Source organism: Novipirellula herctigrandis (assembly GCA_007859835.1).
GTDB lineage: Bacteria > Planctomycetota > Planctomycetia > Pirellulales > Pirellulaceae > Novipirellula_A > Novipirellula_A herctigrandis.
In genome coordinates this window covers 8,055,466-8,071,437 of record SJPJ01000001.1, presented here as the reverse complement: position 1 = coordinate 8,071,437, position 15,972 = coordinate 8,055,466, and the positions used below count along the sequence as shown (strand labels likewise).

At 52.3% G+C, this 15,972-nt stretch carries 5 protein-coding genes; 4 read left to right on the top strand and 1 reads right to left on the bottom strand.

Features of this window, described 5'->3' with window-relative positions:
- The first annotated feature begins 14 nt into the window (after positions 1-14).
- Complete coding sequence (locus CA13_RS29350; RefSeq protein WP_419194980.1) at positions 15-7,016, top strand: hypothetical protein; 7,002 nt, start codon at positions 15-17, stop codon at positions 7,014-7,016.
- A 116-nt stretch (positions 7,017-7,132) separates the two neighbouring features.
- On the opposite strand, the gene CA13_RS29345 is transcribed toward CA13_RS29350, so the two are convergent.
- Entirely contained in the window at positions 7,133-9,220 is a 2,088-nt protein-coding gene (locus tag CA13_RS29345; RefSeq protein ID WP_146402726.1) for a cellulase family glycosylhydrolase, read from the bottom strand.
- A gap of 418 nt (positions 9,221-9,638) precedes the next feature.
- On the opposite strand from CA13_RS29345, the gene CA13_RS29340 reads away from it, so the two are divergent.
- From CA13_RS29340 to CA13_RS29330, 3 genes are all read left to right on the top strand, one after another.
- The gene (locus CA13_RS29340) at positions 9,639-12,128 is read left to right on the top strand and encodes a polysaccharide biosynthesis tyrosine autokinase (RefSeq protein WP_146402724.1); all 2,490 of its coding nucleotides are present in this window, start codon (positions 9,639-9,641) and stop codon (positions 12,126-12,128) included.
- Between the two features lie 203 nt (positions 12,129-12,331).
- Positions 12,332-14,242: an exosortase U gene (xrtU, locus tag CA13_RS29335; RefSeq protein WP_419194979.1), complete on the top strand. Its 1,911-nt coding sequence runs from the start codon at positions 12,332-12,334 to the stop codon at positions 14,240-14,242.
- 3 nt (positions 14,243-14,245) lie between these two features.
- Entirely contained in the window at positions 14,246-15,775 is a 1,530-nt protein-coding gene (locus CA13_RS29330) for a tetratricopeptide repeat protein (protein WP_419194978.1), read from the top strand.
- Positions 15,776-15,972: the final 197 nt, after the last annotated feature.

Here is a 15,972-nt window from a genome sequence, read left to right as displayed (position 1 = left end):
AGGAACATACTGTCATGACTACGAAAGCAGCTCCGATGTTCAAAAATGTGTTCTTCTGTTTTGCGTCACTGAGTTTATTCGGATTCATCAGCTTGACGAGTTTTCCATGTCAGGCTCAAGAGGAATCCGAGCGAGCCAGCATCAACAGCTCCATCGGCGAAGATGGCACTGGGACAATCATTGTCGAAGCGCGGGGACATTTGCCCGAACCGCCCGTTTTCTACACCGCAACAGCCAACGCCAATGTACAAGTCGGCGCTGAACGTATCGAGCAAGCCATTCAACTGTCAATCAAGGTGATCCAAGGTAATGCCAAAACCCTGAGCCTTGGGTTTACCGGTAATGCCGAAGTCACCGACATCCAAGCTGCAGGTGACAGCCTGCGTTCATGGTCCGTTCGACAAGAAGGTGCCGAGCGTTTCATTGACCTGCATGTGAACGAAAACGGCACTGACTTGGAAGTCGAAATCAAGACGCAATCCGAAAAGCAAAGCCTTCCCGTTGTGATTGATTTGTCCCATCTCACGCCGGCCGACTCGGTTGGTTTCAATTCGATCATGAATGTGAATTACGCCCCAGGTGTGGAGAGAACGATTGCTGCCGTAGAGGGATTTGCTCCACTGGAATCGGATGCCGCGAACACGGGAAACACAGTAGACCGTTTCCAAACCGCCACAGGTGGGTTGATCAAGCTTTCGCTGAATCGTGACGGTACAGCACCTGCTGCGGTTGAACTCGTCGACACCACGTTAGCAGGCGAATTGCATCCCAACGGCAAGTCGATTCTGTTCCAACTTCGTAGCACCGCCCATGTCACCGAGGCCAATGCGGAAGTCATCGTTCTTTCGGGCAACGCGGCCATCAGCGAAGTACCAATGGATGCCAGCTATCGATTGCGGCTTACGACGGACACCGAACACCCCGTCTATAAACTTGTCTTTGCCGACGAGGGCACCTATCCCGTGACGCTCAATTTTGTCGCCACCTTGGTCACGTCGGATGTGATCGGCCACAGCATGGATTTCACCATTGGCGCTAGCGCCGTGGTACCGATAACCATCCGCGGATTGGATTCGGATCTTGAGTTCCATCGTGACCAGGAATCCGTCGTGCCGCTGCGCGACAATGAAATGTGGTTAGGATTTTTGCCTGCAACCGGCCACGCCAAATTGCAGTGGAAAACCGCTCGCAAAGCAGGCGAAGGAAAGCTATTTTTTACGACCACCGCCCACATCGAGGCAAGAGCTGGCGCGGGTTTGCTGCGTCAAGACCACCAAATCGATTACCAGGTTCTTCAGGGAGAACTAGAATCTCTCAGCATTTTGCTGCACGGCCCTGGAGAAATCCTTGACGTCCAGGGCAAAAACATTGTCTCTTGGCAGGTCAGCGGAAAGGGAGACAATCGCCAATTGGACCTAAAGCTCAGCCGGGCAATCGATGGCGAGAGTCAGATTAAGGTTCGCAGTCAGACACCGCTTGGCGCATTTCCAGTGCGTGTCGATGGCCTGCGATTAGATCCTATTGGTGCAATTCGGCACTCCGGATATCTTCGGCTAACCAATTTGGGATCGGTCCGTCTCGAACCCACTGGCCTAACGGGATTGACCCAATTGGCACCCGACCAGTTTCCCGCCGAGCCGATCGAAGCTCGGCAAATGTTTGTCTATCGTTTTCCAGCTTCACAATATGCATTTACCGTGGCCGCGGATCGAATCCAACCGGAAGTCAACATTTCCGAACTTGTCCTGTATGAAGTCGCCGAGACCGATCGTGTGATCAAGGCGGACATTGAGATGGACATTCGCGAGGCGCCCATTCGGGAGTGGGACATCCTGATTCCGTCCGACTATTCGGTCGTGTCCGTCACAGGCGCAAGTGTTGCGGATTATATCGCGGCTTCGGAAGCCTCTAACGACCTCCGTAACTTGAAAGTCATCTTTGGCGACGACGTTGACGGACGTCAATTGGTTTCGTTGCACTTAGAGAAAAGCAAAGCGGCGGTCGAAGAAGATTGGGTTCTGCCGCGGATCGAGTTTCCAGAAGCAAAAACCGTGCGTGGCGACATCGGAATTATCGGTGCACCGGGATATCGGATTGCAATTGACCAGACGGAACTTTTGGTTGAAAAACCATTGTCCTACTTCCCAAAACCCTCGGCCAATCTGCAACAAGCCTTTCGCATTCGCGAACCTGATTGGGCGGCGACGTTGCATATCGAACTGCTCGACCGAAGCGTACAATCGGACGTGTTTCACTTGTATTCATTGAGCGAAGAAACGGTTTATGGCAGCGCGTTGATCAATTACTTCGTCACCGGATCGCCTGTTTCCGAATGGAAAATTGCTGTTCCCGAAACGTTGGGCAATGTGATGGTCGATGGCCGCGACGTCCGTACTTGGCGCCGAGAAGGGGACACGTTGATCGTTTCACTGCACCAACCGGTGATGGGACCGTACACGCTATTGGTGACCTTTGAAGAAAAGCCGAGCAAGACGAAAAGCTCGTTCCAGGCGGGCCAGATTGCTCCGATCGGCGTCCAGGGCGAACGTGGATATATCCAGGTGGTCAGTCCGATGCAGGTGGAAATCAATACCGCCTCAGTCTCGGATGACATGTTGGAACTAGATCCACTTGAATTGCCCGCTGAACTGCGTTTGCTTAGCACTGCACCGCCGCTTGGCACGTGGCAATACACCGAACGCCCGTTCGACTTAAATCTGAATGTGAAGTGGTTCCAACCAGGCACGATGGTGGCACAAGTCGTCGAGTTCTCGGAAGCCAACAGCCGTGTTTCAAAGGACGGGGAATTGGTGACCGAAGTGATCTATTTCGTCAAATCGCGTGGACAACGAACACTCAAACTGGAACTGCCGGAAGCCCCCGTACGTCTTTGGGAAATTTCTGTTGACGGTCAACCCGTCACAGCGCGGCAAGCAGATGATGCCACCTTGATTCCCTTACCGGGCGGAACGGATCCCAACATTCCGGTCGAGGTTCGTCTGCGTTTGGGCAAACCGACAGTCAAGGAATCCCGCCCGGAATTGGCGTTGCCAATCATCTTTGCGCCGGTCCTAAAAACCCAATGGAATATTGTAGGAGATGAAAAACACGTGCTTGTTCCAAATGGTGGAACGGTCGCGCCGCCCGTCCCAGTGGTTAGGCCTTCTGGATATAACTGGGTGGCCAAACATGGAATTCTCTATCTCCTGCTAATCTGTTTGTTCATTGGAATCGGAGTCTGGAGTAGCGGGCAAACGGGATTCATCCGTGGCGCTGGTTTGCTAAGTTTTGCAATTGCCATCGGATTTTCACTTTCGGCCGCTTCGACAGCTCTTTCGCAAACGGGGTCACCTCAACCGTTGCAACTAAGTGTGCCCATTCTATCGTCAGGCGAAACGATTGAATTACAGGTAAAAAACGTTCCGCTGTGGCGAATCAACCTGTCGTGGCTGGGCCTGATTGCGTTCCTTGCCGGCGTTGGCACGATCGCATGGTCGTTCACCAAAGGCGAGTCGTGGCTACGCATGCTAATGCGGTTCGGTGCCATTCTTCTCATTGCTTTGGGGGTGTTGTATCAGGGCGATGGAGCTCCGTGGTTTTTCGCATTGCTGGCCCTTGCCGTTTTGATTCTGTTTTTCATCCCCGCAGCATGGGAATGGAAAGGACGCTTTCGGAGATGGTTGGACAACCTTAAAGAGCAACGTAAGGAGGAAAAGAAAATGAAAGACTCGGTTCCGACAGAGAAAGCGGGTGCTGTTACCTCAGCGATTGTTCTGATTGCTCTCTTGTTATCGTCTTCTGGCGCCTGCTTAGCAGCGGTTCCGAGCGGTTTCGAAGCCGCCGATTCGATCAAGCAGCAGTGGCAAGTTTCGCATCAACATTCTCGTCTTAGCGCAGGCGGAACGATCACGCTGTCTGGGCAACCGGGCGACCGATTCTTGCTTTTGAGAGCACCAGCGGTATTAACTCGTTTTGAAGGAGAAGGATTGCGTCTGACCAAGAGAGACGTGGCAGAGGAAGGTTTGAGTTACATCATCAATATTCCTATTGACGAAGACGCGGTATCGATAGCGGATGAAGCGAATTCAGCTATCGAAACCGTTGATTACGAGGCAAGCTTTGAGTTTCAATTAGAAGCACTCAATCCGACCGAAGGGATGCCCGTGCTCACAGGAGCCGCTTCGCTACAAGAAATCGAACTCAGCTATGACGAAGCCGGATGGGATGTATTGAGCCCGACCGCTGTCCGTGTTGAAACGCTCCAAGCAGCCGCCGACACGACTAAGGCAAACGTACTTCTTGGTCCTGGAAACGCGACTCTTTTTCTCAAGCCGAAAGCCCGCGACGTGACCGCCGAGGAAACACAATTCTTCGTGGAAGCTTCCAACCTATATTTACCAGGCCCCGGTGTTGTCGATGGACGTCATCAACTGAATATCCGGACCTCGCAAGGTCAAGTGAGTGAATTAAATGTCGTGGTTCCCCAGGGGCTAACAGTAAGTGCGGTTAGTGGCCCCGTCGGTTCTTGGCAGTTCGATGCCGATAGCGGACGTTTAAAACTAGAGATCGAACCGGCACAATCTCAGGCTTTCGCTATCGTGGTCGAAACACAACGTGGCCTCGATCCACTGCCAGCGGATGTCAATTTGGCGCCACTGAAGGTCGCTGAGGCAAATGGTGAAGTCGGTTTGGTGGCGATCGCTTTCGGTCCGGAAGCCCAACCGGAGAAGTCAGAACCGCAGCAAATGTCGGCCGTCAATCTCGGTGACTTTGACGCCAATTTAATTTCTAACAAGCAGGCCGTATTGCATCGTGTCTATCGCTATGGTGCCGACGGTGGTGAAGTAGCCGTGCGAGTGGCGCCGGTCGACTCGGAAGTGCGGGTGATAAGCAAACAAGTGCTTTCACTTGGTGACGAACGTGTCGTGTTGGGCGTCAATTTCACAGCGGAAATCTCGCGTGCCGGCTTGTTCCAACTGAGTTTTCCATTGCCGCCGGGACTTGAAGTCGAGTCGCTTACGGGCGCCGCACTTCATCATTGGGCAGAACTATCAGAGGGCGAAGAACGGCAAATCATTCTTCACCTCAACGGCAAGACACTCGGCACGCAAAGTTTCTCGCTGACACTGTCCGGCCCATCTCCAACCGATGTTGCCGATTGGGAAATTCCACATTTTGAGTTACAAGAAGCAACGCGACAAACCGGTGAGTTGGTTGTAAGGCCAACCACAGGAATCCGCTTGAGAACAGTGTCTCGGCAGAACGTATCGGAGACAGATCCACGCAACATGGGAGGCGAAGCACAAGGCTCGCTCGCGTTCCGGTTGCTGCAACGTGATTGGAACTTGGTTCTCGGCATTGAGAAACTTGCCCCTTGGGTGACCGGCCAAGTGCTGCACGAAGTCACCTTGCGCGAAGGCCAGACCCGAACGGCATTAATCGCAAATTTCAATGTCCAGAACGCCTCGATTCGTACACTCAAAGTTGCCTTGCCAATTACGGACCAAGAGGAAATCAAAACGCTTCGAGCCAGCGGAAATACAGTGAGCGATTTTGTCCGCGAAGGACAGGACTCAAACATCTGGGAAGTACGATTCAAACGCCGCGTTGTGGGCAAAATACAATTCCGGATTGAATACGAACGCCGTGGGGATCGCGAGAATGATAGTGAAACGCTAAGCCCAGCCGAATTCCCTGAGACACGCCAACTTTCATATTACTTTGGTATCCGCGCTGGAGGTCGCCTCGAACTAGAACACGATTCGCTCGCAGACGGTTGGCAACAGATCGATTGGAGTTCGGTTCCCCCGTCGCTTCGTGAAGCGGAAAACCGAAACGCCCCGGTATTCACTCTGCGCGCCGTCGAGCCCGATAGTGCTCTGACCATCCACGCTAAACGCCATTCATTGGCTGATGCACTGAAGCTCCGAGTCGCCGAAGGTTCCTTGACCACTGTTTTGTCGCCAACCGGTGATCAGCTAACCGCGGTCGATGTGACGATCGAAGTGATCCAGCGTAGTAGCCTGAGCGTCGGTTTGCCCGAAGGCGGCGAGTTGTTCAGCATCTTTGTCAACGGCGAAAGTGTGAACTCGATTCGCCAAGGCGGTACCGTGAATGCATGGCAATTCAACATTCTACCCGGTATCGACGACCGTTCCGCAAAGGTCCGCTTTGTCTATTCGGTCACTGGCGATCGCTTGAGCAATTTGACGCTAAATAGCCCTGAGCTGAATGTTCCATTGGAGAACATCCAATGGAACGTCATCGCTCCCAAAGGCTATGAACTGACCGACAACGATGGAAATCTCGAATTGACGAGTCAAACGAATCAAGAAAACTATGACCGTAAATCTTACCTGTCAAAGGTGACCGGCAAACGACAAGTTCAAGCACAACAAGCGGCACAGTTATTGGAACAAGCGAATCAGCTTCTCCAAGCCGGTGAGCAAACGAAGGCTCGATGGGCGCTCAACAGCGTCGCCAATCAATATGCCCTCGACGCCGCCTCGAATGAAGACGCTCGCGTGCAGTTGGAAAATCTACAAACGCAGCAAGCGATTGTGGGTTTGAATACGCGCCGCCAACGTCTGTATCTGGACAATAGCCCAAGCGACGCCGCCTTAGTTGAGAACCAACAACTCCGGGAAGCTGCCGCTGACAATCCGATCCTACAACAAGATCAACTGAATTTCCGGCCTCAACAGCTAAGTCAACTGCTGCGAGGAAACACGACCGAAGATAACGCCATTCTCGGGCGGATCGCAGGCCGCCTTGTCCAACATCAACACACGACCGAACCTGCGTCTCAGGCCATCCTTATCAGTCTGCCAGAGGAAGGTTCCGTCTATACCTTTAGCCGTAGCGTGCAAGTCGCAGAGAACGCACCGCTTGAGCTTGACCTCGACTTCGATTTGAAGCTTAGACTCTATTTTTGGCAGGTAACGTTGGTGCTACTTCTCCTGGCAGCCTTTGCCGCAATCTTGGCGTTTGTTATCACCACAAGAGAAGCAGCTTGATGCTGCGTTTTCGTTGGAAGCATTGAGTCGCGGCGGAAAGGGACGGCGATTGTTGGGAAAGACAAGTATTTGGAACGACTCAGTCCAATTGCTAACATTTGGTCGACAAACGGCCGCTAGTATAAAACGATTGGCGATGCGATGAATATCGTTCCTCGATTTGGCTTCCGGGTTGGGTTGTCAAGCAGAAAGAGAGAATCCCACACCAAAGGTTCATGAACGCGATGATCTTCGGCACCTCCCCAATGCCCACTGTCGCGATTCAGCGGAAATTCGATGTAGCGCCATCCGGTCCAGTCGATCTCGTGACCGCTGGGCTGCCAAGTTTGATTCGTCGAATCTCGGACTCTCAATCGCGGGCTGGTTCCCTGGCTGTCGCCATAAATCCAAAACCCAAAACCGGTTGGTTTGCCTTCGATTTCGGGGGGATTCCGTGGGACTACTCGCATGAACTTCCATCCGTCCCCAAAGTCATACTTGATTTTCATCACCTTCGCATCGGATTTTGACAACGTCTGGGGCGCAGCGGCTATCTCAATCGTAAAGTCCGATGGAACGTTAGGGTCACCGTCTTTGACAACATGGCAGTTATCGAGCAGCCTATTTGCAAGGAAAACGAAACGCCGTGCTGGCATATGGAACATCACTTGTCCAGTCTGATCTTCGATCCGAAGTCCAACCCGGTACTGCTGAGTCGGATTTGTGCGTAGTTCGAATCGGATGGCCCGCTCGGTTTCATCAGCTGCCATGTCCAAGGTTTGTTCATAGCGGTTCGGTTCGATTCCCTCTGCATCAACTAGCCGCACGGTTCCTTGAAAATCGGCGTCGCTGAGGTTGGCCACCTGAACGGAAAGCACTTTGCCGAGTACTGGCGTCACAGTCGCACGCAGGTCACGAGCGTTTGGAGCAAGATCCAATTTTTCGTTTGGCCCGCTCGTGATCAAAAATTGTGGCGAGTCGGAGATAGTCACGGTCAACGAGTTGGAATGTGCCGAGACAATCTCAAGCCTTTCCCCCGTATGGGATTTGGCGTCAAACGTGCACGTGCTTGCCGGGAGCACGATTTCGTGAGCGTCCGCAGAGACGGTCCATAAGACTAAGCATCGCTGCGTATCGCTGGTGAACAACAGCGCATAGTCATCTGGATTGCCCGTCGCGATTCGTTTTGTAAAACGAAACCCGTCCAATGTCGATGTTAAGGTCTTAGCGGCCAAATAGGCCGGCTTGGGATCATAGACGGGATTTCGCGTTTCATGATATTCATGCGCGACGGATCCGAAATGATGTTCCGGTTCGTGTTCGTCACGGCCGTCATCGTGCCAGTCATACCAGATGGAAACGGGGATTTGGTTGGAAAGATTGGTGAGCCATTGCCGCGAGAGCAACTTTCCCTGGCTTTTGGTATCGAAACCGTTCCACGCCGAGGAGTAGCCCCATTCGCCCGATACGATCGGAATCTCCTTGCCATTCGGAGCATATTGTTTGATCAGCTGCCTTAACTTGTGGTACTCCAATGCCGCCGTTTCGGGGCCGGAGCGTCGGTAGGGATGAACGGAAACGGCATCCCACAGCTCAAGCAGTCCCGCGTCAAAACAGCCTTTCAAGAATGCGATATCAATGGTGGAAGTGGCAGGTCCGATAATTGCTTCGTCCGGAGCCGCATGGTGAATCGCTCGCGATGCAGCTAGCGCCATCGCCGTGTATTGTTCAATGTCGGGTGTGGGGCTCCAGAAGCCGCTAATATTCGGTTCATTCCAAATTTCCCACAAAATTCCACGACCTTGAAAGTGCTTGGCCGCAGCTCCGGCCCACCTCGCATAGGCTTGCCGTCCTGCTTCCGTCGCAACCGATCGATCTGCCTCGTACAACGGATTGCTGTAGTCCAGAATGAAAAGGCATCGAAGATGATGCTTTTGTAGTTCAGCAATGAGTCGATCGTAAGCGGAAAAATCGTACTCTCCCCGCACGCGTTCTGTCGCACTCCATCCAAAATCCATCCGCACCCAACGAACACCGCCGGCGGCAAGCATCTGCATCTCGCCCGGCTGTGGGTCAGTGAAGTGAATATTCACGCCAAGACCATCGATTCGCCCAGCCAGGGGAAGGGACCGATGCGGTTGGGCCCAACCGGTTTTTTGCCCAACAAAACAAGACATCAGAAACACAGCAGCGAGATAAAACCCGATACGGGGGGATGGTTTCATGGGAAATCCAAGAAAGGCAGGGTCAATTTGGAAGGAAGGAAAATGGCGGGGGCAGGCAGCCAGACAATGTTACCGGACCGACGAAGCTTTGTCCTGGGACCGATAATCGGAGCGGCAGAGATCCCCCAGCCTACCCGATTGATTCGATTGGATCGGTTCTGCGGCGTTTCAACTTCAAAACTGCGAATCTAGGCCCTCTTTTCCTAGTCCATGGGGGGCTCAATCGGTAAACTATGAAGCACATGTCCATGTCGTTAGACCTGTGCGGCTAGTCCCGGTGCAGGCTTAATACCCCAATTGGGTGTTATTAAGCCAGTTTTAACAGTGGACGATTTTGAGATGCCAGGTAAAAATGAGCTGACGCGGCCGTTTGCAACGTTTTCCACACAGATATTCCTCCTTGTGACTTTTCCTGAATATGAATTCATCGACTGATCGCGGACTCGCGTACTCTAAGACCCCAGGAATTGCTGGTTCGGATTTTGCAATGGGCGATCCCAGTAGTGCCGGTGGCAACAACTCACCTGACCTTCTGGCTGCCCTCTGGCGATACCGCTGGGCCGTCATTTTGTCCGCAATTGCCGGTGCGGTCATTGGCTTTTTGGTGTTTTTGAAAATGCCAGAGACCTACGAATCGGCAACTCGTTTGATGGTCGAATCCGATCAGCCAGCGATTCTTGACACGATGACCGGTGACTTGGTCGGCGGCGTTCCTAGCATCGAGATTTTGGAATCTCAATTGTTCAGTGACCGTGTTGTCGCGATGACTTTCCAAGATCCTCGAATGGTCCCTTTCCACGAGGAGTTTGAAGGGAATGTTTCGAACTTCATCTCGGTGGCCCAGAAATCGATGGAGTTGGAGTCGGAGATCCAAGATGTCCGGTCCGCTCAATCACTAGTGGCGGTGCTTCGATTCCAACACACTGACCCCGAGCTTGCGGAAGCCGCGGTGAAGTCGTTTAGCGATGCACTACAAAAATTCTTTAATGAGCGTCACAAGAATTCGCGTGGCGATCTCATTCGCTTGATTTCCGTTGCGATTGAACAATTACACCCGAAGATGTCCGAACTGGAACGTCAGTACCGAGATTTCCGCCGGGATGCCCCGTTGGTTTGGAACGCGGATGGTGCTGCGATCAATCCTCACCGCGAACGGCAATTGTTTTTGGTTGGACGAAGAAGTGAGCTAGTAGAGCAAATGCGGCAAAAAGCAGTGCTGTTGGCTGCTGTAAAATCCATTTCCGGCCAAACAGAGGACCCGCGGATCTCGTTGAACGTGATCAGCCAACTGTTCAACATTCGCGTAAACCTTCCCTACAGTTCCGAGCAAGCAGCGAAACACTTAGAAGCCGAAGACACGAAGCTTGGACAATTGCAGATTGACGAGCAATTGGTTCCTTTGTTCATCGAGCGAAGTAAATTGGCCAGCCAATTCGGTGCCGAACATCCAACGGTTCGCGACTTAGACAAAGAATTGTCCATGATGAAGGAGGAATTGCAACGCATTGTCACGGAGCAAATTAGTCGTGTGTTGGAATTGCGAGCGGAAAACCAAATCGAGTTGTCCGACCCAGCCCAAGAAGCCCAAGAAGCAGTCGACGCGATTCTTGTTGCCGCAGAAGCGGAAGTCAACTTGGTCGGCGCCCAAATTAATGAGCTGGAAAAGCAAATCGAGGATGAGAAAATCGCGGCCATTAAGTTGGCAAAATTCGAACAAGATGACGCGGGCATGCTTCGCGAAATCGAGCGTAATCATGAATTAATGAGCCAACTCGAGGAGCAAATGGCTCGTGTCAGTTTGACCGAAGAAAGCGGTGGCACACGCGTCGTCGAACTAACGGCCCCATCAATGGCCTACCTCATTAGCCCAATGATCATCAAGTGTCTCGGGATCGGGATCTTCCTCGGATTGGCCCTGGGCTCAGGCTTGTCATTGCTATTAGAAAAGAACGCGAACACATTCCGCGACCCCGATGAAATTTCAGAAATGCTCGGCGCTCCTGTTCTAACTCACGTGCCCTTCTTCAAGGCTCGTCCAAAGAGAGTCAAGCAAGGAGAAGAGGACGTTTATCAAAGCCTCGACAATTCGTTAGCGGTATTGCATCACCCTGCGTCTGTCGCAGCGGAGGCGATCCGGTCCTGCCGAACAGCCGTCTTTTTCGATACCGCTTCCATTGAAGGTGGAAAGGTAATCCAAGTTACCAGCCCGCTTCCGGGTGATGGGAAAACGACCGTCGCAGGAAACTTGGCGGTATCGATTGCACAAAGTGGTAAACGAGTCTTAGCGATTGATGGTGACCTTCGTCGCCCTCAATTGACCGACAACTTTGTGATGCAGGATCAAATGGGCCTGACCAATGTGCTCAATGGTGATTGTGATCCGAGTGATGCGTGTCACGACACACCCGTGCCGACGCTGCACGTAATGCCAAGTGGCCCCATTCCTGCCAACCCAGCCGAGGCATTAACCTTGCCTGAGATGGGTGAATTACTAGACCTGCTCCGTGAAGAGTACGATTACATTGTGCTCGACACCCCGCCACTATTGGTTGTGACCGACCCTAGTATTGTCGCTAGTTTGGTCGACGGCGTCGTGATGACATTGCGAATTCGCCGCAAGAGTAAGCCAAACGCAAAAGAGTCCGTTAACATTTTGCGTGCCGTGGGCGGAAACTTGCTCGGCGTCGTGATCAACAATTCTGACGAATCCGGTTCGAGCGATGGTTACAAAGGCTACGGATATTATCGATACGGTCATTACACCGGTCGATACCATCGCCGAAAATCGGGCGACGGAAAGAGCCACCGGCGCAGTAACAAAGATTCGAAAACGCCAATGGTCATCGAAGGTCGCGGTGTCTCGATGCGAAAACCGCGAGCGGCAGAAGTCGTTCGAAGCGAAGAGTAGTGAACTGCTCGGTCTTTGGCTGTCACCATTAATGAATCGCCGAGAGCATTAGCTCTCGGCGGATAATGTCCTGAAGGAATGGGGCGATGCGACAACGTTAGTTCAAAAGATTCTGCCCCCTATCCCCCTTGCCTCCCATGTCTAGCACTCTGACTGATTCTCCAAACTCAGCTGATTCAGGGATATCGAAAACCTTTTCGAAGATGTCTTCACCTTGGGCTTGGTTCTGGGGTTCGCTTACGGTTGTTTCGCTGCCCATGTTGATTCCCTACTTCGTGGGAATGTGGCGTTTGGAACATTACCAGTACTTCCCATTCGCGCTGCTCGCCGTTGCAGCAATGGCGTATTCGAGAATTGATCGCGAGCAACCCATCCGAGGGCCACAGAGCTTGTCGATGTGGATCGTGTTGTTATTTGCGGCAATGATGGTCTTTTCAAGCTTAGCAATGAGTAGCACTTGGCTTGGTGCGGTTGCCTTTGTCTTTATCGGTATAGCCTTTTTTGGGTCCCAGGCCGGCTCGGCTGAGCGAACGCTCATCGGATTATCGGTTCCGCTGCTGATGATACTTAGGATGCCTGTTGGCTTGGACCAGATGTTAGTGATTCGACTGCAGGGAGTCACAACTCGGTTAGCCAGTGTTCTGCTGGACGTCATCGGAGTGACGCATGCAGTCCAAGGGAATGTGATTCAGTTAGCAGGCAGGGAATTGTTTGTTGCCGAAGCGTGTAGCGGAATACAGTCGGTCTTTACGCTCGCCTTTTTGGCCGCCGTGATCATCGCCTACTTCCGCCGTCGACTCTGGTTGACGCCGGTCTATTTGCTGATTGCTGTTATCTTGGCCATCGCGGGAAACGTTGTCCGTGTCACGACGGTCGCAGTAGCCGAGTACTTCTGGGGAATCGACCTGGCCAGTGGCGTCGGTCATGACGTCGTAGGCTACATCTCGCTTGCAATTGCCGGCCTCATGCTGTTGTCGTTTGACCAGTTAGTCATCACGGTTTTGCATCCCGCAGCGATGCTTGGAAACGACATGTCCTCTAATCCAATTCTTCGGGTGTGGGATTATTTTGTTTCGGACCCGGATTCCCGGATTGATTATTCGCGGGGCGTCTATTCGCGTGACACCGTTGAACCGATGCGATCGAGTGGACGCGAAAGTTGGCTCAGTTCAAAGAAACTTGATCCGATTCTTGGCAACCGAGTTGTTTGGGCTTCTATGCTTGGCTTGTCAGCAATCTTGGTGGTAGGAGCTAGCATGCGGGCGTCGAACGCTAGTATCGAGACACCGATGGCGAGCCTGTTAAAGGAGAACGTCATTTTTAAACCGGATGCGAAATTACTCGACGGTGAAATTGGTGCGTTAGAGTTTTACGAACACCTTGAAACTCGCGGCGGTTCCAATCCACGACTTGGTCAAAACTCGGACGTCTGGACATGTCGATTCGGCGAAAATCTAGCTCAGTTTGTTGTCAGCCAAACTTACAGCGGATGGCACGAATTGTGTGTCTGCTACGAAGGAATGGAATGGCAATTGGTCGAACGCGATGTGCTTGCGCCCGACGATACATCTATCGACCGTTCCACGCCGACGGAATTGCTGGCCGATGTGGATACCAATTCCACCTCAAATTCCAATGAGGCGATCCAAGGCGATGTGACTACTGAAACCGACACGATTGATGTGTTAGAAACAATGAATGACACAACGCCTGATGACTTATCACCTGAAGACCTATCGTACGTGTCGGCGAAGTTTAAACGCCAAGACGGCAACTATGGATACTTGATTTTTGGAGCGGTTTACGAAGACGGAACCATTTGTCCCGCGCCATCGAATCTTGGTGCCTACGGATCGCGATTCCTAAGCCGTCTGGATTTGTACGGAGTGGTCGATCAACAAGACCTAGTAATGGTGCAACTTTGGTATGTCTCGGTTGGAAAGCTTGATAACAAAAAACTCAAAGAGCTTCGGAGAGGTTTCGAGTTGGCTCGCCAAAATGTTGCCGCAGCGATGTCAAAACAGGCCCCTTTACCGCAAGCGTCGATCGATCCCACCAAACCATCATCGTTTGCATCGGCAGCGACGATCACCGCCCATGAGCTAACAGAGTAAAACATGAATATTCTACGATACTTTAATCCGATACAGTGGTTCGGTTGGATCGGCCAATTCATACGTGCCTGGGTTGCTTCGCTTCCACTTCAACAAATTCCCAAGGCGATCCCTGCGTTCGTGCTGTTGATGGTGTTGTTGATCACCGGCATTGTCGCCTATTCCGACGGAAACCGATGGCGCAGCAATCTGATGGGAAAACAGTTCAAAGCGGCATGGGATGCCGATGATTACGAGACTGCCGAATTGGTGCTTCGTCGACAGATCAAAGAACGCCCCGATGACACGCAGTTGGTGTTTCGGTTAGCGCTTGCCCGTGATGAACAGGACGCTCGCGAGGATGCGATCGAGATGATGCGCGGCTTGGTTTATAGCCGAAAATACCAACCTGCTGCCCGGTGGTTGCTTCAAAACAAATTTGTCGGTGGAAAGTGGACCGAACTTGAACCAGAGGAGCAGGCAGAATTGGGGCAACTGCTTCAACTGTTGCATGAAGAGACACCCGACGATTTTCAAATCAAACGGCTATACGCTGACTACTTAATCGCGACAGAAAAGGCGGCCGCTGCAGTTCCTCTGCTAACGGATCTAGCCAAAATCCAACCGATGCAAGGGTTACGGGCTGCTGCCATTTCACGACAACTCGGCCAAACGGCTCAGTCAGAACGGCTGGCCGAAGCAACACTTGGTACGGTCATGAAACTATGGGAAGAAGAACCAACAAACATGGCCGTCGCTTTGGCGGTCGCCCAGAACCAATTGTTTCTTAATCGGCATAGGGAGTCCGTTCAGACGCTGGAAAAGGCACTTACGCGGGCGAAGAAACCCGAAGATGCGAAAGTGCTTCGCGTTGCGATGGGTGACGCGATTGTTGCATGGGTCAACCATATTGAGCAAGTGCCGACCGGAGACGCAAAAGACGACTTACGGTCGTTACAGATGCTGCAATTGGCGATTCAATATGCGCCGAACAATCCTCGGGTATTAACCGTGGTTGTCGATCGAGTGTTGGCTGCCGCCAGCGACGATGATGCAGAGGTAAAGAAAATTCGTGACGCGCTTGTCAAAGGAACTTCTCCCGGGATTGCTCACTTCATTCAAGGGACGGCTGCTCTTGTCAAAGACGACTATGAGTCGGGCACGATGCACCTGAAATTGGCTGCGGAAATGTTGCCACGAAGTGGTGCGATCTTGAACAACCTTGCCGTCGCGTTGGCTACTCGCGAAGACCCGCAATTGGAACAGGCCCTGAAAATAGCGAATTCTGCGATCGAAAATACGACCAATCCAACGCCGCACTTCTTCGAAACTCGTGGCCAGATCCTGATGAAACTTGAGCGACATCCGGAGGCCGTTCCCGATCTTGAACGAGCGTTGATGGTCAAATCGCTTGCCCCCAAGGCGCACGAATCTTTAGCAATTTGTTATCAAGCGATGGGGGAAAAGGAGATCGCCGAACAACATCAGGAAGCTGCCAAGGAGCAACAGCTCGAATTGGAACGCGAGCAGGAAAAAGCGGCAAAAAACAAGTAGCAGAATGCTGATTTGCATCGCAGCTATTCATCAAACTCCTCGCTAGTAGCAACGTCTTTGGCGTGCGGCAACGTGTCCAAGCTCGCGTGGAACGTCCTATGGCATTGGTTGCCTGGCCTGCCAATGTCGGATCTTATGCCGCTAATGGGGCGTGATGTTTCTCGTTGCCCCAAAAGTGACTCCATGCCCGCGGCATT